The 20,141-nt window shown below is 65.4% G+C and carries 18 protein-coding genes; 5 read left to right on the top strand and 13 right to left on the bottom strand.

Features of this window, described 5'->3' with window-relative positions:
• Positions 1 to 627: 627 nt before the first annotated feature.
• A complete protein-coding gene (locus AC1DKV_RS28735) occupies positions 628 to 1,893 on the top strand; it encodes an amidohydrolase (RefSeq protein ID WP_477138541.1) in 1,266 nt (421 codons plus the stop codon).
• Positions 1,890 to 2,519, top strand: coding sequence for a trimeric intracellular cation channel family protein (locus AC1DKV_RS28730; protein WP_477138540.1), 630 nt, complete (start codon positions 1,890 to 1,892; stop codon positions 2,517 to 2,519). The genes AC1DKV_RS28735 and AC1DKV_RS28730 overlap by 4 nt, the downstream gene beginning before the upstream one ends.
• A 98-nt stretch (positions 2,520 to 2,617) precedes the next feature.
• Here AC1DKV_RS28730 and AC1DKV_RS28725 read toward each other — a convergent pair whose 3' ends face one another.
• Both AC1DKV_RS28725 and AC1DKV_RS28720 read right to left on the bottom strand, forming a co-directional pair.
• Entirely contained in the window at positions 2,618 to 3,079 is a 462-nt protein-coding gene (locus tag AC1DKV_RS28725; RefSeq protein WP_441622131.1) for a DUF6130 family protein, read from the bottom strand.
• Positions 3,080 to 3,524: 445 nt separating this feature from the next.
• On the bottom strand, positions 3,525 to 3,989 hold the full coding sequence (locus AC1DKV_RS28720; protein ID WP_441622129.1) for a RidA family protein: 465 nt from the start codon (positions 3,987 to 3,989) through the stop codon (positions 3,525 to 3,527).
• Positions 3,990 to 4,470: 481 nt separating this feature from the next.
• Here AC1DKV_RS28720 and AC1DKV_RS28715 point away from each other — a divergent pair, with 481 nt between their 5' ends.
• The gene (locus AC1DKV_RS28715) at positions 4,471 to 4,920 is read left to right on the top strand and encodes an organic hydroperoxide resistance protein (RefSeq protein ID WP_477138539.1); all 450 of its coding nucleotides are present in this window, start codon (positions 4,471 to 4,473) and stop codon (positions 4,918 to 4,920) included.
• Between the two features lie 111 nt (positions 4,921 to 5,031).
• Here AC1DKV_RS28715 and AC1DKV_RS28710 read toward each other — a convergent pair whose 3' ends face one another.
• The 4 genes from AC1DKV_RS28710 to AC1DKV_RS28695 all read right to left on the bottom strand — a co-directional run bounded on the left by AC1DKV_RS28710 (position 5,032) and on the right by AC1DKV_RS28695 (position 10,691).
• Entirely contained in the window at positions 5,032 to 7,269 is a 2,238-nt protein-coding gene (locus AC1DKV_RS28710; protein ID WP_477138538.1) for an acetate--CoA ligase family protein, read from the bottom strand.
• Entirely contained in the window at positions 7,266 to 8,264 is a 999-nt protein-coding gene (locus AC1DKV_RS28705) for a Bug family tripartite tricarboxylate transporter substrate binding protein (protein ID WP_477138537.1), read from the bottom strand. Before AC1DKV_RS28705 ends, AC1DKV_RS28710 begins: the two co-directional genes overlap by 4 nt.
• Positions 8,265 to 8,352: 88 nt before the next feature.
• Complete coding sequence (locus AC1DKV_RS28700) at positions 8,353 to 9,462, bottom strand: NAD(P)H-dependent flavin oxidoreductase (protein WP_477138536.1); 1,110 nt, start codon at positions 9,460 to 9,462, stop codon at positions 8,353 to 8,355.
• Complete coding sequence (locus AC1DKV_RS28695) at positions 9,462 to 10,691, bottom strand: acyl-CoA dehydrogenase family protein (RefSeq protein WP_477138535.1); 1,230 nt, start codon at positions 10,689 to 10,691, stop codon at positions 9,462 to 9,464. The genes AC1DKV_RS28700 and AC1DKV_RS28695 overlap by 1 nt, the downstream gene beginning before the upstream one ends.
• A gap of 150 nt (positions 10,692 to 10,841) precedes the next feature.
• Between AC1DKV_RS28695 and AC1DKV_RS28690 the strand changes: the two genes are divergently transcribed.
• Positions 10,842 to 11,801: a LysR family transcriptional regulator gene (locus tag AC1DKV_RS28690; RefSeq protein ID WP_477138534.1), complete on the top strand. Its 960-nt coding sequence runs from the start codon at positions 10,842 to 10,844 to the stop codon at positions 11,799 to 11,801.
• Positions 11,802 to 12,038: 237 nt separating this feature from the next.
• Here the strand turns inward: AC1DKV_RS28690 and AC1DKV_RS28685 are convergent, their stop codons facing one another.
• The 7 genes from AC1DKV_RS28685 to AC1DKV_RS28655 all read right to left on the bottom strand — a co-directional run bounded on the left by AC1DKV_RS28685 (position 12,039) and on the right by AC1DKV_RS28655 (position 19,472).
• Positions 12,039 to 13,889 carry a family 2A encapsulin nanocompartment cargo protein cysteine desulfurase gene (locus AC1DKV_RS28685; RefSeq protein WP_477138533.1) on the bottom strand — a complete coding sequence of 617 codons (1,851 nt, stop codon included), beginning with the start codon at positions 13,887 to 13,889 and terminating at the stop codon, positions 12,039 to 12,041.
• Positions 13,864 to 14,796, bottom strand: a complete 933-nt coding sequence (locus tag AC1DKV_RS28680; protein ID WP_477138532.1) for a family 2A encapsulin nanocompartment shell protein — start codon at positions 14,794 to 14,796, stop codon at positions 13,864 to 13,866. The genes AC1DKV_RS28685 and AC1DKV_RS28680 overlap by 26 nt, the downstream gene beginning before the upstream one ends.
• A 121-nt stretch (positions 14,797 to 14,917) precedes the next feature.
• Positions 14,918 to 15,181, bottom strand: coding sequence for a helix-turn-helix domain-containing protein (locus AC1DKV_RS28675; protein ID WP_477138531.1), 264 nt, complete (start codon positions 15,179 to 15,181; stop codon positions 14,918 to 14,920).
• Positions 15,178 to 16,113, bottom strand: a complete 936-nt coding sequence (gene epsC / locus AC1DKV_RS28670; RefSeq protein WP_477138530.1) for a serine O-acetyltransferase EpsC — start codon at positions 16,111 to 16,113, stop codon at positions 15,178 to 15,180. The genes AC1DKV_RS28675 and epsC overlap by 4 nt, the downstream gene beginning before the upstream one ends.
• Positions 16,114 to 16,148: 35 nt before the next feature.
• Entirely contained in the window at positions 16,149 to 16,616 is a 468-nt protein-coding gene (locus AC1DKV_RS28665) for a rhodanese-like domain-containing protein (RefSeq protein ID WP_441622107.1), read from the bottom strand.
• A 618-nt stretch (positions 16,617 to 17,234) separates the two neighbouring features.
• Complete coding sequence (locus AC1DKV_RS28660; protein WP_477138529.1) at positions 17,235 to 19,052, bottom strand: alkaline phosphatase D family protein; 1,818 nt, start codon at positions 19,050 to 19,052, stop codon at positions 17,235 to 17,237.
• Positions 19,053 to 19,184: 132 nt separating this feature from the next.
• A complete protein-coding gene (locus tag AC1DKV_RS28655) occupies positions 19,185 to 19,472 on the bottom strand; it encodes a DUF3303 domain-containing protein (RefSeq protein ID WP_477138528.1) in 288 nt (95 codons plus the stop codon).
• A 510-nt stretch (positions 19,473 to 19,982) separates the two neighbouring features.
• Here AC1DKV_RS28655 and AC1DKV_RS28650 point away from each other — a divergent pair.
• A partial coding sequence (locus AC1DKV_RS28650; protein ID WP_441622188.1) for a biotin carboxylase N-terminal domain-containing protein occupies positions 19,983 to 20,141 on the top strand: 159 nt, incomplete at its 3' end.

The raw sequence follows: 20,141 nt of genomic DNA, 5'->3' as shown, positions 1-20,141 counted from the left end.
AGACACCGTGATATCCGTACCGCGCGCACGTGTCTTGACGCCGTGAAGTCTGATGTATCGGTTGTAGCCTTCCCCCTTCACCCCCGTCGCTGCGTGAATMGCGATGAATCAGTCCCCTGAGAAAATMATACTCTCAGGCACGTACCGAACCATTATCCAGATGGATTAGTGCGCCGCAGCGCCGATCTCACGTCTTCTCGTATTGCAAGGGCAGCCGCCAGCCTGAAGAATGAGCTAATGGATGAGGGGAGCTGAAATCCTGGACTCTGCCGCGCATTCTTCTCCGAATTCGTCACCGATCTTGTAGCAAGGCGTTCCGTAATATCGAAACCTGTCTATCGGCGTCCAGGTAATTCAAGAACTCGTGCGTCTCCGAACTCAGGCGGGACCTTGAACACATTTGAGCGGGTCGCGTCCAGTCCGCGACATGGTCCATCGCGAACCTTGAACTGGTGCACCGTGGACTTTCGCTGGCTGGTACCGGTGAGTGGCGACGGCATGGATGTATTGCGGCTGGTACATAGCCCGCATCGCAGCATTCTCATCAGCCGACGGAGCACATCTCGGAGCGGCACTCATGGCGGTGAGATCACGCATACACTGAAGAACTACGTCGGGAGATTCTCCATGAACGCACTCGTCCAGGCCTTGGCAAGCAGCAGTGACAAGTTGCGGTCGGAACTCGAGACGATCTACAAGGATCTCCATCAGCATCCGGAACTTTCCATGCAAGAGGTCCGCACCGCCAAGGTCGCGGCGGACTATATCGAAGCACTCGGTTACCAGGTGGCGCGCGGGGTGGGCATGACCGGTGTCGTCGGCGTGTTGCGCAACGGGCCGGGCGCGACGGTGATGCTCCGCGCGGACATGGATGCGTTGCCCATGGCCGAAAATACCGGCTTGCCTTATGCGAGTACAGTCAAGGCCACAGATGACGAGGKCGTGGTGGTCGACGTGGCCCACTCCTGCKGGCATGACATGCACGTGACGTGGCTGCTAGGCGCTTCCCGCATCCTTGCAGAGCACCGGGACGCCTGGAAGGGTACGGTCATGGTGGTATTTCAGCCGGGGGAAGAGGTGGCGGCCGGCGCCAGCAGCATGGTCAAGGACTGGCAGGAGGCAAGCTTGCCCAGGCCGGACATCATTTTGGGTCAGCATGTCATGGTGGGCGCGAGCGGCACGGTGAGTTACCGCCCCGGGATTATCCTGTCGGCGGGCGATAGCCTGAAGATCAGGCTATTCGGTCGCGGCTCCCACGGTTCTCAGCCTCAGACTGCCATCGACCCGGTCATCATGGCCGCCTCCACAACGCTGCGCCTGCAGACCATCGTCTCGCGTGAGATCTCGCCCATGGAAAATGCKGTGCTGACCATTGGGGCGCTGCAAGCGGGGACCAAGGAAAACATCATTCCAGACGAAGCCACGATAAAGCTCAATATGCGCACGTTCGATGAAGACGTGCGCGAGTACATGCTGGCGTCTATCAGGCGGATTTGCTGTGCCGAGTGCGATGMGTCGAATGCCGAGCGGGCCCCCGAGTTCACCACGCTCAGTTCGTATCCGCTTACCGAAAACGATGTTGCCGCCACGGGTAGCGTCGCTGACCTTTTCAAGGCTCAGTTTGGCGACAATGCCTACGAAGCATCACCGGCATCGGCCAGTGAAGACTTCAGCGTCTTTGGTMGCACCTGGAACGTGCCATACGTGTTCTGGTTTGTCGGCGGGACCGACCCGGACGTTTATGCGCAAGCCAAGGCGGCCAAGCAGATCAACAAGATACCGAGCAATCATTCCCCCAAGTTTGCACCGGTCATTCATCCTACGCTGGAGACGGGCATGCAGGCGTTGCTTACGGCGGCCTCTGCCTGGCTTTGCGCATCTCAAGGGGCATGATGGAACACGGTCTTTTTGTCTMGGTTGACCTGTTCGGCACCTTCGCATTCGCAGTCAGCGGCGCACTCGCAGCCGAGCAAAGGCGTCTCGACCTGTTTGGCATTGTAGCCATCAGCTATCTGACAGCTTGTGGCGGTGGCGTCGTTCGAGACCTGTGCCTTGGTTCTTTGCCACCGGCCGGCATMTCGGATTGGCGTTACCTTGCCACCTCGGGATTAGCCTCGATCATGGCGATCTGGGCGCGTCCCATCATTGACCACCTTAAGCATCCAATCGTCTTCTTTGACTCGCTGGGCCTGGGTTTCTTCGCGGTCATTGGTGCACACAAGGCGCTGCAGTTTGGCCACAACATCGAAGTTGCCATCATTCTCGGCATGGTGACTGCTGTCGGCGGTGGATTAGCACGGGATGTGGTCCTCAATCGCGTGCCGATCATCCTGCATAAGGAGATCTATGCGCTCGCGGCCCTGATCGGCGCATCCATCCAGGTTCTGGGACAAGTCATGGAGTGGAGGGTGGCAGTCACCCCTTGGTTCGCTGCGTCGATATGCTTTGCGATCCGCCTTCTCGCATTGCGCTATTCTTGGAGTCTGCCTGTGGTCCGCCGAGGCAACGTAGCGCAATAGGTGCATGACGGTGCATCGTCCGCTGCGCGTCCGGTCGATGCACGCGCGCCCGCCCCGGTGAGTGTCCCGCCCTGGAGGCGTTCGCTTTACAAAACGCGTCAATGCTGGTGCGCAGACGAGGCTTTCAGATCTGGCACCGTGACGGCGACGACTTCGGCAGCCAGGATCTTGTGGGTCGGGTCGGCCAGTTCGAGGCGAAGCTTGTGCGGCCCCGGCGAGAGCCCGACGACGATGATCGGGTCCTCGCTCGTATGCGCCCACGTGCCATGAGCGTCGTCTACCGTCACGTGCAGATGCCCGACGCGGGGCGAGATGTCGACGGCGGGCTTGCCGAATACCGGCATGACACGGAAGTTCTCGGTCCGGAACTGGACGATGACCACGCCGCGTGCGAGCGGTTCGGCAAGTGGCGCGTACGGTATCAGCTTGGGTGCGGGTTCGTTGCTAAGCGGAAGAATGGCTGGTGGGCGAATGGCTTCCTGTGCCGTTTGCGCCGATGCACTGATGCAGCATGCTGTCGCGATGATGGCGGCCGAAAGGTATGTCCAGGTGGGGCGCATGACGTTGTCCTTTTTCGCAGATGGGTTGCCTTGGCGCGGGAGCCGGTCAGGGGCATTCCGCGCGACAGGGGCATTCCGCGCGAGATCAAGGCTGCCTGGCCTTGCCGCCCGGCCAACGTCGATCCATTCACCCCTTCCTCAAGGGACGCAAGCAACTACGCATGATGGCTGACAGGCAGGACCGGGACGAGGAGAATCTGGCAAGAGCACTGAACCTTCGCGTTCAGATTGTTAGATCAGACCCTCGCCAGCGAATTCCATATGGGCCAGCGGGCCAGATGGCCCGCATTACGGTAACCAAGAACGGTAACCAAGAAGTTCTTATGTGGACAGGAGGAAACCTCAGCGTGTCCAGCCGGCTCGACGGCCAAGCCTTCAAGGCGAGGAAGTCGGCCAGAAGCGGCGTGGCGCACGGCGGCAAGCCACGATCTCCAACCATGGGGGGTCAGGCTGGCCGGATCTGGGCAATCACCACCAGAATCACCGCCGCATTGCCGGGCTGCTGGAAGTGGGAGTAGGCGGCCCGCGCATGGCCGGCCTTTTCGCCGAGCACGTCGGCGAAAAAATCGGACGCGCCATCCAGCACCGCCGGCTGCTGCAGCCATCCCTCGGCGCTGGTCACGTGACCTTCGAGGCGGACGATATGGTCCAGCCGCTCGAAGCCGCCCAGATGCGCGTGGATCTGGGCCAGCACATTGAGCGCGGCAAGCTTCGCGGCGCGCTGGCCTTCCTCGAGGGTCAGGTCCTTGCCGACTTGGCCCTGCCAGACCACCTTGCCATCAGCCAGCGGCAACTGCCCGGAAATGAAGAGTAGGTCTCCTGCCTGGCTGACAGCCGTGTAGCTGCCCAGTGGCTGGGGCGGATTGGGCAGTGTCAGCCCATGTGCTGCGAGGCGTTCCTGAACGGACATGATGGCTCCTGATGGGGTTCGGTTGCTTATGGCATGACTTTAGGCGGTGGGCCTCACCTGATAAAGGCATCGGTCGGAACAGGATTTGCTACATGGGGGAACAAGTGGACAGCGCGTAATCCGGCCAGAATGGCGCCATTCACGCTATTGGGAAATGAAAAGGATCCTGTGCGGACTCGTGTCGGATGCATCACGATACCAAGCCCGCGACGAGATGCGCGGAGATGCGCGTCACCCTGGTGGCCAACGGTTGTCTCGACGGAGCCGGCGGTCAGTTTTTGAAACGGTGTGGAAAGCGCCACCTCGCCCCTCCGTTTTGTATTCCTCTGTATCAGACCGCGGCCGGGATACACACGCTCAAGAATCTGCCTGCGTATCGCTACACCGCTGATACATCGATCTTCTTAAATGCTCCCTGTATGCCCTCCGGCTCGGCAATTGTCCGATTCGGTTATTTCAAATCACTGACAAGGAGTCAAAGATGAGCAAGATCGAAAAAGCTGTCTACACCGGCACKAGCGAGATCGAGAAAGTTCTCTACACCGGCAAGACCCATACCGCCGGTGGACGCGATGGCGCGGCCCGCAGCGATGACGGTCGTCTGGATATCAAGCTCACGCGCCCGGGCAGCGCAGGTAGCGGAACCAATCCCGAGCAACTGTTCGCAGCGGGCTGGTCTGCCTGCTTCATCGGTGCGCTCGGCAAGGCTGCCCAGGCCGGGGGAGTCACGCTACCGGCCGATGTGGCTGTTGACGCCGAGGTCGATCTTGGCATGACCGGGGAAGCCTACTTCCTGCAGGCTCGCCTGACTGTCAGCCTGCCTGGCTTCGACCGCGAGACCGCGCTTTCGCTGGCGCAGGATGCGCATCAGCGTTGCCCGTACTCGAAGGCCACACACKGCAATATCAATGTCGTGATCGACGTGGTCTGACGGCGCAAGGCCTGCCCGCGTGGCAGGCAGGCCTGCGATCCACCCGATGATCTGATCCAGCGAGCGTGCGGACATCGACACGCTGCGAGGGGCGTTGGCTTGGAGGCGGCGCTAYAGGCCGGCAGCGGCAGCGGCAGCGGCGACGGCACGCGGTGCGCGCGCCTCGACGTCCCATGCCACCGCCCGCGTCTGCATCAACGGCTTGGCCAGCGCATCGCCGGCCCTAACCCCTTCGCCGGCTTTCAGGACGAACAGCGGATTGATGTCGATTTCCTGCACGACATTGCGAAGATCGATGGCCAGCGCCGACAAATGCATGAGCGTGTCGACCAGCGCGTCGAGGTCCGCCTTTGGGCGGCCCCGGGCGCCATCCAGGATCGCGAAGGCCCGCAGTTCACGCACCATTTGTTCCGCTTCCGACCGCACGATGGGCGCGAGGCGAAAACTCACATCCTTCATMACCTCGGCGTAGATACCACCGAAGCCCACCATGACGGCGGGTCCGAACAGCGGATCGTTGTTGACGCCGAGGATGAGTTCGTTCGCGCCGCTGACCATCTCCTGCACCAGCACGCCGTCGAGCACCGCTTGCGGCGCATAGGCCTGCGCATTGCGCATGATCTCGTCGAAGGCAGCCGAGACGGTGTCGCTGCCCTGCATGCCCACGCGCACGCCGCCGGCCTCGGTCTTGTGCGGAATGTCGGTCGACTGGACCTTCATGACCACCGGACCGCCCAGGTCAGCGGCGAGGCGAACCGCGTCCGATGCACTGGTCGCCAGTTGCTCTTGCGTGCCGCGGATGCCATAGGCGCTCAATACCTGCTTGGCCTCGTATTCGGTCAGGTCCGTGCCGCGGCCGGCGATGGCGCGGCACACCTCAGGCCGATGAATGAGGAGCGGCTTCTCGCTGGCCAGCGTCTCGATGCGCATGCGCGCCTGTGCKAAAGCCCACAATGCGCCGGCACCACGCGCACAGCGCACCGGGGATTGGTAGCGCGGAATACCGGCGCGATCCAGGATGTCATAGGCCTCCTGCACGCTGGCCGGATCGGCATTCCACGCGACGAGGATCGGAATGTCGCGCTCCCGCGAGACGCGGACGATCTCGCGAGCCAGCTCGACAGCGAGCTTGCCGCTGGCGGCGGCGAGCGCAAGGCCGATCAGATCCACGTTCGGATCGTCTGCAAGTTTCTCGAGCGTGACTTTGAGGAGGTTGGCGTCGGCCAGCAGACTCGCCGTCACGTCCAGTGGATTTGCCACCGCTGCAAACGAAGGAAGCACCTGCTTGAGCGCACTCACGGTCGATGCTTCGAGCGCGGGCAACTGCAATCCACCGTTGGTCGCGCCGTCCGCCATCGCAATGCCGGCGCCACCGGAAATCGTGACGACCGCGAGCCGGTTGCCCTTGGGAAAGCGCCGTGGCAACAGGGCCTTGGCGCAGTCCGCCAGATCGCCGACATCGTTCACTTCGATGATCCCGCTCTGCCGGAATGCGGCGCGGTACAGCGCCATGGCACCGCCGAGGTTGGCGGTGTGCGATGCAGCCGCCCTGGCGCCAGCTTCAGACGTGCCGACTTTCCAGATGAGCATCGGCTTGCCGGCACGCAGCGCGCGCTGGCCGATGCCCACGAGCCTGTGCGCATCCTGGAAGCCCTCGACATAGCCGGCGATCACGTGGGTTTMGGGGTCGTCGATCATCGCGTCCATGAAGTCGAGCGAGGTCGTCACGGATTCGTTGCCGGTCGAGACGTAGTGCCGGAAGCCAATGCCTTCCTGGCTCGCCAGCATCACGATCGAATTGCCGAAGGCGCCGCTCTGCGAGGTGAGGCTGAGATTGCCGGCTKGGTAGGTCAGGCCGTAGGGCGCGCCGAAGCCGACATGGATGCCATCGCTGACGTTCATATAGCCCTGGCAGTTCGGGCCGATTACGTGCATGCCGAATTCGCGGGCCGTGGCAGCGATGTTGCGCCGCGCCTGCGCGCCTTCCTCACCCGTCTCGGCGAAGCCGGAAGAGAGGATCACCGCGAATCGGCAGCCCTTGCGGCCAAGATCGGCCAGCGCGCTGGCGACGCGCTTGGCCGCCACGGCGATCACCGCGACGTCGGGCGCGATGGGCAGCGATGCGACATCCGGATAGCACGGATACCCGCCCACTTCTGCATAGCGCGGATTGACGGGCAGGATCCGGCCCGTGTAGCCCTTGGCCTTGAGATGCGCGATCGGCTGTCCGCTGATGGATGCCAGGTCCTGCGAGGCGCCGATGACGGTAACGGAGCGTGGGTTGAAGAAATGCTTGAAAGTGGACATGAGGTGTTCCTGGCGTACTTCCGGATGGGTCGCGTGCTTCATGCGTCCACCTTGATGTCCCGGGCCTTGATCAGCGCCGCCCAGCGCGTGGTTTCGGCCTGCAGGAGCTTGTCGAACTGCTTCGCGTCGAGCGCGAGGATCTCCGCGTCGAGCGCCGCGAGCTTGTTGCGCACATCGGCGGTGCCCATGGCCGCCTGCAATGCAGAGCCGAGGTAGTCGACGATGGCCGGCGCGGTGCGTGCGTGGACGGCGAGCCCGTACCACGACTGCACCAGCGCGTCCGGATAGCCCGCCTCGGCAATGGTCGGGATGTCGGGCAGCGAGCGCGTCCGCCTGGTGGCATTGACGGCAAGCGGCCGCACGCGCTTGGACTGGATCAGCGGCAGGATCAGGTTCTGCGACACCAGCGCAAACTGCAGTTGCCCGCGCCCCAGGTCCAGCACCGAAGGCGGCTGGCCCTTGTAGCCGACATTGGTGACCCGCAGGCCGGTCGATTCAAAGAACAGCTCCTGCGCGAGATGCAACGAGTTGCCCGCGCCCGGCACCGGGACATTGACCTCGCCCGGCCGCGCCTTGGCCCATGCCGCGAATTCCTTCAACGTCTTCACCGGCAYGTCGTTGTGGACCACGAAGACCGAGGGCACCGCCGCCACCGCGCCGATGGCGCGGAAGTTCTGCACGCGGATGCCGGAGTCGGGATACAGCGTCTGGGCCACCGCCAGCACCGGGGTCACGCCCAGCAGCGTGTACCCGTCCGCCGGCGCGCGGCCGGCGAACTCGATGCCGATGCGGCCGTCGGCGCCCGGCCGGTTTTCCACCACCACGCGCTGCGGCAGGTCCAGCGACATCCGGTCGAGCGCCGCGCGCAGCGTGATGTCGACCACGCCTCCCACCGGATACGGCACGATCGCGCGCACCGGCCGGTCGGGGTAGTTGCCCGGTCCCGTGGCGGCCCGGGCCAGTGCCGGCAGCCAGCCGGGGGCGGCCAGCGCCAGGGTGGTTTGCAACGCAGTCCGTGCGAATGCTCGGCGATCCATGTTGTCTCCTTGTTCTGGCCCCGGCTTTCGTGCCGGGTGCCTTTATTCCAGGTATAGCTGCCTCTGCTGCCTCTGCCGCCTCTGCCGGTCAGCCCGGCAGGTAGCTGCGCAGGCGCTCCAGCGACTGCTGCGTCTCGCGTACCAGCCGCTCCATGATGGTCGCCACCGGCTCGACTTCCCGCACCCAGGCGACACTCTGGCCCGCCGCCTCGTACATCAGCGGCGCGATCTCGTGCTCTTCCACCGCCGCCAGCAGGCGCCCGGTCAGCGCCTGCTGGTAAGGCATGTCGAGCGGCTCGGGGGCGCCGGGCGCCGCCCACGCGTCGGAGAACGCGCTGCGCACCACCCGGCAAGGCTTGCCGCTGTGCGCGCGCGTGATGACGGTGTCTTCGCTGCCCGCGGCCAGCAGCCGCTCGGTCAGCGCGGCCGGCAGCCGGTGCTCGGTGCTGCCCAGCCACACCGTGCCGAGCCATGCGCCTTGCGCACCCATCGCCAGTGCCGCGGCGACCTGGCTGCCTTCGCCGACGCCGCCGGCGGCAAGCACCGGCCGGCCTTCCGCCGCCGCGATGATCTGCGGCACCAGCGTGAAGGTGCCGGTGGTCCCGGTATGCCCGCCCGCGTCATAGCCCTGCGCGACCAGCACATCGACGCCGGCCGCGATGGCCTTGCGTGCATGCTTGATGGCGCCGACCAGCGCCATCGTGGTCTTGCCGGCACGCCGCACCCTGGCAAGGGTGTCGACGGGCGTGCCGACACCGGCCGCGAAGACTTCTACCGCGCTCTCGGCCACTGCCTCGACCTGCTCCTCGAACAAGGCCTGCGAGCGCACATACTGCGAGAAGAAGTTGCCTTGCGAGGCCGGCGGCACATCGAAGCGCTCGAACAGGCTGTCGACAAACTGGCGATGCCCGTCCGGAATGGCCGCCGCCACGTCATCGGGGGTGGAGACGCCCGGCAGCGCGGTCGGCAGCAGCAGGTCCACGCCGACGGGAACGCCGGGACACAGCGCGCGCAGGTCGCGCAGCTTTTGCGCGAGTTCGTTGGGGCCGTCGCGCGCGGCGGCATAGACGCCGAGTCCGCCCGCATTGGAGATCGCCGCGGCCACTTCGATGCTGTGCGCCAGTCCGAAGATCGGGTAGCGGATGCCGAGCCGGCGGCACAGCGCGTTGGCCAGGGKATTGTGGCTGGTCTCGGTCATCAGTGCGCTCCGAACAGGTCCGGGTCAAAGTCGAGGCAGGGGTGCTGCGGCATCGCCGCTGCCGTCTTCATCACGTACCTGCCGATCAGGTTCTTGTGGACTTCGCTGGTGCCCTCGCCGATCTGGTTCATCTTGGCATCGCGCAGGAAGCGTTCGATCGGATAGGCATTCAGGTAGCTGTTGCCRCCGAGCAGCTGCGCGCAGTCCACCACCACGCGCATGCACAGGTCGGTGCTGTGCATCTTGGCGATCGAGGCGTGGATCGACGTTTCGGGGTCCTCGCGGTCGTAGCGCTGCGCCGCGCTGTACACCAGKCAGCGCGCGGCTTCGATGCGCGCTGCCATGTCGGCCAGCATCCACTGGATGCCCTGGTGCTCGCCCACTGCCTTGCCCGACACTTGCCGATGCCCGGCGTACTGCGCCGCGATCTGCAGCGCGCCGGCCATCCGCCCCAGTGCAATCGCCGCATGGCCGATCCGGGCGCGCACCAGCGTGTCCTGCGCCAGCGCCATGCCCTGTCCCTCTTCGCCGAGGCGATGCGACGCCGGCACGAACACGTCGTCCAGACGCACCTCCGCGATCGGCACGCCATGCCAGCCGAGCTTGGGGATGATGGCCGAGACGCTGAGCCCTTCGGCTTCGCGCGGCACCAGGAACGCAGTCAGCCCTTTGCTGCCGCCGGGCCCGTCGGCGAGCGATGCCACCACCACAAACATGTCGGCCACCGTGGCGCGGGTAATGAACTTCTTCACCCCCGACAACCGGTAGCCGCCGGGGTGCCGGCTGGCGACGGTGCGCAGCCGAGCGAGGTCCGAGCCCGCGCCGGGCTCGGTCAGCGCGAACGCGGATTGCTTGTCGCCGCGGGCCAGCAGCGGCACCGTCTGCGCGCACAGCTCGGGCGAGCCGCCCGCGACGATCGGGCGCGACGACAGGTCCGTGCCCGTCACGAGCGAGGCCGCGGTGCTGCAGACCCGGGCGATTTCTTCGATGATCCTGACGCGCAGCAGCATCGATGCCGCCGTGCCGCCAAATTCCCGGGGGAATGCCGTGGCGATGACGCCGCTTTCGGCCAGCGCGCGGAAGGTGTCCMAGGCGAAGTCGTCATTGCGGTTTGCCGCATTGGCCTTCGGGCCGATGGTTTCCTGGACCAGCGCCTGGACTCGGGCCAGCGTATCGGTTTGCGCCGCGTCGAGCGGCGCCAGCGGATGGCGTTCGGCGGATAGGGGCATGGGTCGGTGTCTCCTCGTGTGKGTCAGTGTGGTCAGTGTGGTCGGTGCTCGTCGGTGTCCATTGCTTGTAACGATAGAGAGGCGGTATCCTCCGATCAATGCCGGCAGGAGAAAGCAGGTATCTCGCCGGAAGATAGCGGGAGCCAAGGCATGCAAACGGAAGCAGGGCAGGACCTCACACTCAAGGCGCTGGCGACCTTCGTGGCGGTGGCGCGCACGGGCAGCGTTTCGGGGGCAGCGGCGCAGCTCGGGCTGGCGCAGTCGGCCATCAGCAGGCAGGTGGCCGAACTKGAGCGKATGTTCGGCGGCGCGCTGTTCTACCGCACCKGGCGCGGCGTACGGCCGACCACGCTGGCCGCGCAGGTGCTCGCCGACGCCGAGCCGCTGCTGGCCGGCGCCCGGCAACTGGTGGAGTCGGCGCGGGGCGAGGCGGGCAACGTCGGCGGGATGGTCACGCTCGGGCTGGTGCCGGCGGTGGCGCCGCTGCTGTCGAGCCGGCTCTACGCCGCCGTGCAGGAGCGCCTGCCGGCGGTCCGGCTGCGCATCGTGGAGGGCTACAGCGGGGAGATCGAGACCCGGCTGACGCAGGGCAGCATCGACCTTGCGGTGCTCAACCGCTACCGCGCCGAAGGCCGGAACAGCTACCGGCGCCTGCTCGACACGCCGCTGATGCTGGTGGGCCGGCGCGCGGCCTTGCAGGCGCACTGGCGCACGGTGGGCGGCAGGCCGGCGTCGATCACGGCGCGCCAGCTCGGCGGCGTGCCGCTGGTGCTGCCGGTGCCCCCCAACGCCATCCGCAACCTGCTCGACGAGCTGGCCATCGCCCATCGCATCCCGCTCAATGTCTGCATGGAGGCCAGCTCATCGGTGGTCATCAAGCGCATCATGTTTGACCACGCCGCGTTCTCCGTGCTGCCCTACCACGCGGTCGCAGCCGAGCTGGAGAGCGGTGACTTCGATGGCGTGCCGCTGTCGGACCGCGCCTTGCGGCAATCGGTCGTGCTGGCCACCAGCAGCCAGCGCCCGTTTACGGCTGCCGCGCGGCAGGTGGCGCAGATGATCCCGGGGATTGCGGATGCGTTGATCCGCGAAGGCATGTGGCGGCGATAGGTGGTGGTCGCGGCGAAGCACAGGCGCCGCTCTTGCGTGCGTGGGCGCTTCCATCACCGCGGCCGGATCACCGGGTTGGACGAATCGGGCGAACTGTGCGGGCGAACTGTCCGGGCGAACTGTGCGGGCGGCAGGAATKGAAAGTAGGGATCGCCGGGAGCGATTGCTCATGGCGAAAACGCCCTCGCCAGCCGGCAAGGCCGGCGGGCGAGGGCGGGGACCAGATGGCCGCGTCCGTCAGCGCCGGCCGGCAAGTCGGCGGATCACCGAAATGAAGTGATCGACTTCCCCGGTCGTATTGTAGAAAGCCAGTGACGGGCGCACCGTGGCCTCGACGCCGAAGCGACGCAGGATGGGCTGGGCGCAGTGATGGCCTGAACGCACCGCAATGCCTTCTTCATTGAGCGCGCGGCCGACTTCCTCGGTCTCATACCCCTTGAGCACGAAGGACAGCACGCTGGCCTTGTCCCGCGCGGTGCCGATCAGCCGCACCCCCGGGACAGGCGCCAGCAGCCGGGTGGTATATTCGAGCAGGTCATGCTMGTAGCGGGCGATACTGTCGATGCCGACGCGTTCCACATAATCCAGCGCGGCACCGAGGCCGACCGCATCGGCGATATTGCCGGTGCCTGCCTCGAAGCGATTGGGTGGCGGCTGGAACTCGGTGCGCTCGAAGGTGACGTCGGCGATCATGTTGCCGCCGCCTTGCCAGGGTGGCATGTGCTCCAGGATCTCGCGCTTGCCATAGACCACGCCGATGCCGGTGGGGCCGAAGATCTTGTGCCCCGAGAACACGAAGAAGTCGGCATCGATGGCCTGCACGTCCACGCGCATGTGCGAGACCGACTGCGCGCCGTCGACCAGCGCCCTGGCGCCGGCAAGGTGCGCCAGTTCGACGATTTCCCGGACCGGCACCACCGTGCCCAGCGCATTGGAGACCTGCGTCACCGCCACGATGCGGGTGCGGTGGTTGAGCAGGCGCCGGTACTCGTCCAGCCGTACCTGGCCGGAATCATCCACCGGTATGACCCGCAGCCTGGCCCCGACCTGCGCGGCAAGTTGCTGCCACGGCACGATGTTGGCGTGATGCTCCAGGTGCGAGACGATGATCTCGTCGCCTTCGCCTACATGGCTCACCCCCCAGGTCTTGGCGATCAGGTTGATCGCCTCGGTGGCGCCGCGCACGAAGATGATCTCGTCGGGCGAGGCGGCGCCGATAAAGCGCTGCACCTTGCTGCGCGCGGCCTCGTAGGCATCGGTGGCGCGCGCCGCCAGCGCATGCGCGGCGCGGTGGATATTCGAGTTCTCGTGCGCATAGAAATGCGAGATGMGCTCGATCACCTGGCGCGGCTTGTGGGTGGTGGCGGCATTGTCGAACCACACCAGCGGGCGGCCATTGACGCGTTCCTGCAGGATCGGGAAGTCGCGGCGCACGGCGTGCACGTCGAACGGCGCGCCCGACGGCGCCGCCGCCCACGGCAAGGCGTCGCCGTGGCCAACGCCTTGCGGTACCAGGCGCGGCACACCGCTCGCGTCGGGCAGTGCGATGCGGTCCAGGCTGCCCGGGCCGCTGCGTGACGCAAGCCCCGCAGTGTCGAGGAAATAATAGGCGCTCGCCGCCTGCCCCGGCCGCGGCGAAGCATCGGCGACCGGTGGCACCCCCAGCGCGGTGCCGCCGAAGCGGCTTTCCAGCGCGGGCGCCGCGTTGGTCACGGTATCGGGCAGGCCGTTCTGCGCGGCCGCGCTAGGYAGCAGCGCTGGCGCGCGGTTGCCCAGCGACAGCACATGGGTTGGCGCCGCCGGCGCCAGGTTGGCGCCTGGCACCTTGCCTTGGGGAATGGCGGCGCCAGGCACGCCGGTGCCCGTGCCGCCCGGGCCCGCCAGCGGCGAGCCGGCAGGCGCGGGATTGCCGGCCACGGCCAGCGCTGGGGCAAGCTCGKGCGCAAGTTCCGCCGGCTTGCCCGGCAAGGCCGAGAAGAAGGCCCCGGCCAGCCGCGCCAGCACGGCAGGATCGGGCAGGCCCGCGGGCACCTGCGGTGCTGCCGGAACGCTTGCGCCMGGATTACTTGTAGGTGTCAGGGTAGTCATGGTACTTGCCGATTTCCACGTCATCGAGAACCGCCAGCGCGTCCGGCGCATGCACCGCGAGCGAGCAGTACAGGGAGATCAGATAGGAGGCGATGGCCTGGTCGTTGATGCCCATGAAGCGCACCGACAAGCCCGGGCCCTGTTCGCCCGCCACGCCGGGCTGGTACAGGCCGACCACGCCCTGGCGCTTGTCGCCCACGCGCAGCAGCAGGATCTTGCTCTTGCCGTCGGCCACCGGCACCTTGTCCGACGGAATCAGCGGAATGCCGCGCCAGGTGATGAACTGCGAGCCGAACAGGCTGACCGTGGGCGGCGGCACGCCACGGCGCGTGCATTCGCGCCCGAAGGCGGTGATCGCCAGCGGATGCGCGAGGAAGAACGCGGGCTCCTTCCACACCTTGCCGAGCAAMTCGTCGAGATCGTCCGGCGTGGGCGCGCCGGTCAGCGGGAAGATCCGCTGCTCTTCGGCCACGTTGGCCAGCAGGCCGTAGTCCGGGTTGTTGATCAGTTCGCTTTCCTGGTGCTCCTTGATGGTCTCGATGGTCAGGCGCAGTTGTTCCTTGACCTGGTCGTGCGGGCTGCTGTACAGGTCCGACACGCGCGTATGCACGTCGAGCACGGTGCTGACCGCGTTCAGGAAATACTCGCGGGGCTGCTCTTCGTAGTCGACGAAGGTGCGGGGCAGGCGGCCCTCGCTGTCACGCTGGGTGCAGGCCACCTGTACGGTTTCAGGGTTCTGCACCTTGTTCAGGCGATAGATGCCCGCCTCGACCGGGACCCATTGCAGGAAATGCGTCAGCCAGCGAGGCGTGATGGACGCGAGTTGGGGAACGGTCTTGGTCGCGTTGGCTAGTTGCCGTGCTGCGTTATCGCCGAGCGCGGTCTGGCTGCCTGCTGATGCCGACATGTAAAACTCCTGGTTGATATGAGAAAAACAGGGAAGGTTATGAGCAGGGCGATTATCAAAGCCGTCATGGCCGCCTTCAACAGGCTATAGACGGCAAACTGCCCCGCCTGGTGACATACCGCTAGCGTGTACCGCCGGCACTGGCCTGGCGCCGCAGCTCCGGCTCCGCGCCATGGCTGGCGCCAAGCAGCCAGGCGATAGGCACCCCCAGCGCCAGCGCGAGCTTCTCCACCSTGACGATCGATGCGATCACGCTGCCACGCTCGATCTCGCCCACGTAGKAGCGGTTCAGGCTGGCATGCTCGGCCAGTGTTTCCTGCGACCAGCCTTGGACTTCGCKCAACTCGCGCACGGTGCTGCCCAGCGTACGGACAAGGTCGTTCATGGCAGGGCAGCCTCCGCAAAGGGTCGGGCAGGCTCGCCCTCGCTGCGCGATACCGCCTGCGTGACATGCGCACCGGGCGCGACATCCTGCGTGACCCAGACATTGCCACCAATGACCGCGCCGCGGCCCAGCGTGATGCGGCCAAGGATGGTCGCGCCGGCGTAGATCACCACATCGTCCTCGACGATCGGATGGCGCGGCAGGCCTTTTTCCAGGTGGCCCTTGGCATCGCGCGGAAAACGCTTKGCGCCGAGCGTGACGGCCTGGTACAGGCGCACCCGTTCGCCGATGATGGCGGTTTCGCCGATCACCACGCCGGTACCGTGATCGATGAAGAAGCCGCTGCCGATGCGCGCGCCCGGATGGATATYGATGCCGGTTTCGGCGTGCGCCAGCTCGGCCACGATGCGGGCCAGCAGTGGCAGGCCGAGCTGGTACAACACATGGGCAAGGCGGTGATGGATCATCGCCAGCACGCCGGGGTAGCACAGCAAGACTTCATCGACGCTGCCGGCGGCCGGGTCGCCGTGGTAGGCCGCCAGCACGTCGCTGTCGAGCAGGATGCGGATCTGCGGCAGGCTGGCGGCAAAGTCCCGCACCGCGGCCAGCGCGCGGGTCTCGAGCTCGGGCGGGCCGTGCTCGGCGTGACGGGCGGTGTAGCGAAGCTCCAGGCGCGCCTGGGTCAGCAGCGCATGCAGCGCCGCGTCGAGCGAATGTCCGATATAGAGATCCTCGCTCTCCTGGCGCAGGTCCGGCGGCCCGAGGCGCATCGGAAAGAGCGCGCCCTTCAGGGCCACCACGATCTGGGCCAGTGCTTCGCGTGAGGGCAGGTCTCGCCCGCCCGGCTCGAGCAAGCGTTGCTGGCCCTCGCGCCATTGCCGGCGAACCTGCTGCAAGGCCTGGACGATTTCGTCTACGTCAAAGTTCGCCATTGCTGACAACTCCTTTTGTTGCGCCAGTCAGGCGACTACTGCTGCGACCATGGCAGGCCGTGAAAGCGCCAGCCGCCCAGGCCGCCGCGCCGCTGTTGTTCGTCGAGATCGCCCTCAAAGCCTTCCTGCACGTTGTAGACCTGGGCCAGTCCGGCCTTGGTGGCCGCCTCGGCGGCGAGCGCTGAGCGATTGCCGCTGCGGCATAGCAACAGCACCACCGCGTCCTTGCCGGTCTTGGCTTCGAGTTCGCGCACGAAGCGGGGGTTGCGGGTCAGGCTGGTGCCGGTCGCCCAGGGCACGTGCAGGCTGCCGGGTACATGGCCGACAAAGGTTCGCTCTTCCTGCGAGCGCACATCGACCAGCAGCGCGTGGCCGGCGTTGAGCAGCTCCCACGCCTGTCGCGGCGAGATGGTGCCGGCGTAGGGCAGGCCGGCGGAGCGGGCAAGCTCGTGGGCAGTTTGCAGCGCGGGATGCGCGATTCGTTCTTCCAGTGCAGTCGTCATAGCGTTCTCCTCCTTCAGGTCTTCACCCCCGCCAGCATTGCGCCGGCTTGCTTGCACAGCGCACGGTTGCAGGGCGATGGCAACTGTCTATAGCCACCAGGCACACTATGAAAGGACGCAACAGGAATGAAAACGAAGAAATCCGCATTTCTAAAGACGCCCCGGACCTTCCGGTTCTGACTAGCGCCGAGCCGATGGGATGGAAAGCGGAAAGGAGCGCGCCGCCCGGCAGGGCATGCGGCGATATGCGCAACGAGCTGGATCAGGCGTCGTCGGTTGTTGATCAGGCTGCCCTGAGATCTGGGCGAGACAGCCCAGCTGCGTACAGCCGCGACCATTGGGATGGCCTCGCGATGTCGATGCCTGCCAGGCGAGGCAGGGCTTGTGCGTCTGGATCGATCACCAAGTTTATGAAGCAAGCCGCGTCGGACCAACGAATGATTGAGCCTATGCATATGCCGCAGGGATTGCCGCGGGTAGCGGTCCATTGGCGCATATAGCGCATGGCGATTGTCCTTCTTGCTTGTTCGCCGGGAGAAGAACCCTGAGCCGGCATCCACGTCTCCCGCGCCACCACCGGCCGGTCTTCGCATCGCGCGCCGGGCTAGACAGATCGCGCTATCGGCTCGTTATCGGCTCGTTTTTCGGCTCGTTCGCCAGGGTCTCTATCCGTACCTTGGTCGAGTCCTTGAGAACCGTCAATCTGGTGCGATGGAGTAGCGCATGGTCTGGCGCAGAGCCGTCACTGTTCAGCCGCTTCACCTTGTTGAATACGACAGAGAAGCTTTCCTGGGTGACGGTCGCCGATGCGTATCCTTGTGCGTCGTGATCGACGTACTGGAGATCGGGGTTGTTGGCCTTGAGGAAAGCGTCGAACGCCGCTGGCGTGGCGACGAGTGGAGCGAGCGGCGTGCCGCTCCATGCTGCCTTGACGTAGGTGTAGAACGACGTGCTGCTGATGCMGGCGCAGACGAAATCAACCAACAMCGGCGTGCCGGCCTCGGGGGTCGGCCCGCCGCGCACGACGCCGCACTGGAAGGCGTGCAAATCCCCCGTGATGGCGATGACGTTGCGGATCGAGGCCTGTTCCAGGTAGGCGAGCAGGTCGTGCTTGTCCGTGGGGTAGCCGTCCCACGAATCGCAATTGATGACGAAGCGGTCCTCCGATGCGCCATTCGCGGTGCGCAAGGCCGCCCACAGCCGGTTCAGCATGACCTCGTTGCCCCACACCTTCCATGTGGCGCGCGACGTCTTCAGCTTGTCCTTCCACCACTGGGTTTGCGCCGGGCCCAGCATCGACGGAGCGCGGCCAAGCCGCGCCGTAGCCAATGCTTCGAAGCGTTGCAGCACCTCAGGCTTCACGAAGTAGCGCGATCCGACTGCGTCGTCGCCGTGAACGGGATCGTGTCCGCGAGCCTCGGCTATCGCCCGTGCGCTGATCACCTGGCCGTCGCGGTACAGCCGCTCGTCGGTCATGATCAGTTGCATCAGCGAGCCAAAGCTGAAATCGCGATAGATGCGGATGTTGCGATATGACGCATCCTCCGGAGCGAACTCCACATCGCTCCAGTCGATCGGCATATATTCGGCCCACGCCCGGGTGGCGTTGCGCCGGCGTTGCGTCTCCTGCTTGCCCTCATTGGTGTAAGCCTGATGATCCTGCCAGCCATCGTCAGAGAATTCGTGATCATCCCAGATTGCAATGATCGGGAACCGGCGATKAACGTCCTGCAGTCGCGGGTCGGTCCGGTACGTTCGATATAGCGCGCGATAGTCGGCCAGCGTATGGGCGTAGACGCCGCCKCCCGGCATCGGCTGCCCATCGGGCAGGTTCAACGGCGGGTGCGCAGGTTCCGCAGGGCTGGCCGCTTGCGCACCCACCGTCTCATAGATGTAGTCGCCGACGTGCACGACGAAGTCGAGATCCGTCTCGGCCGCCATCAGCGTCATCGMCTGCCAGTGGTTGACGCCCCAGTCCTGGCACGTGAGCCACGCGAAGCGGACCCGGGTGTTGGCATCGGCCGGGCCGGGCGCCGTCAGCGCCGTGCCGGTGCCGGTCACGTCATCGCCGGCGACGAATCGGTAGTGGTACAGGGTCTTCGGCGACAACCCGATGATTTTCGCCCGAACGGTATGGTCGAAGCGGCGCAATGCGCTCAGCCGTACACTTGCGACGGTCGTTGCAAAGTCCGGCCGTGTCGACACGTCGAGTCGCACCGGCACCACGTCAACGTCGCCCTGCGCGGCGACGCAGCGGGTCCAGAACACCACCGACGCGTCCCGCGGGTCGCCGCTGGCAATGCCCTGCGGGAACAGGTATCGGCCCTTGCGCGCCGACGCGACGCCCGGCGGCCCGGACCCGCAAGCCGTGAGCGCACCGGATGCAACGGCGATGGCAAAGAAGGCCGACGACTTCAGAAAATKACGGCGTTTCATCCAACCTCCGTTACGCGCCGGACCCGGCACGGTACGCTCGGACTACAGGCGCATCCGGAACCGGTGACCGTCCGCGCGTCGAGCGGGACCTGCCACAGGCGCCGGGCAACGTTCTACTGGCCCTCGCCCGTGTCACATCKGCTTTGCTGCCGTCCGGAAGACCTCGCTGAGGTCGGCATCTTCCAGTACTGGCGTGACCTCAAGCTTCATCAGGTCGCTCCACAGGTAGGCGAATTCAGTCAGAAGCTTCACATCGTTTGTCTCGAGCAGGTCGAAGCCGCCGCTCAGGTCTGCCCTGGTCCATCTGCCCAGCAAGGTGACGCCCGCCGGCGGGAGCCCGCCGGTCTTCTGGAATCGCCCGATTATGTCCTCCCGGACTCGCGTATCCGGGGCCCAAGTGAATGTCAGCATGAACTTCATKGATGGCCTCCTTTGCTGTTTGGCCGATTKAAGCCTGTTATACGGGCGCTGCCTGAGCTTGGATGCAATGACAGAAACGGCCTTGGACGGGCGGCGTCATGGTGACGGCCTCGCCCGCCTAGCACTATTGTAGAAAGAGCAGAAATAGCCAGCGCGAAATCACCAAGAGCAAGTTCTGGTGCCGGACAAGCGGCCGCCATCGCCTGCGCGATGGCGGCGAGAGCGTGCTGCACAACAGCCAACGGGATCAGCTTCTTCGTGCCGGGCATCGGTTTTCAAATCTGAACTTCAGGATTTCAAAAGTGAAATAGATGCGGTGGATCTGCTTCTTAATGTTCAGCAAAATCAAGGAGATGCCAGTTTTTTGGCGTGTTGGCCCGGTTCCTGCGAGTAGGGGGGCTGCCATCAAGGGCCCTCTGAAAATTTCGTGGTGTGGACGGCTTGACCTGAAGCGCTTTCTCTCCKACTTTCCGTTGCCATGCGTTGTGGCAACACCGTTTCCTGATGCTMATGGACTACGCCCCGATCAAATCCCTGCTGATTGCCAACCGTTCMGAGATCTCCATCCGCGTGATGCGCGCGGCTGCCGAGATGAATATCCGGACCGTGGCGATCTATTCGAAGGAAGACCGCCTCGCGCTCCATCGCTTCAAGGCCGATGAGAGCTAC

The sequence above is a fragment of the Cupriavidus sp. 05T41 genome (assembly GCF_056396525.1).
Note: the sequence above shows the minus strand (reverse complement) of the source record. Positions and strands in the feature narration are given on the sequence as shown.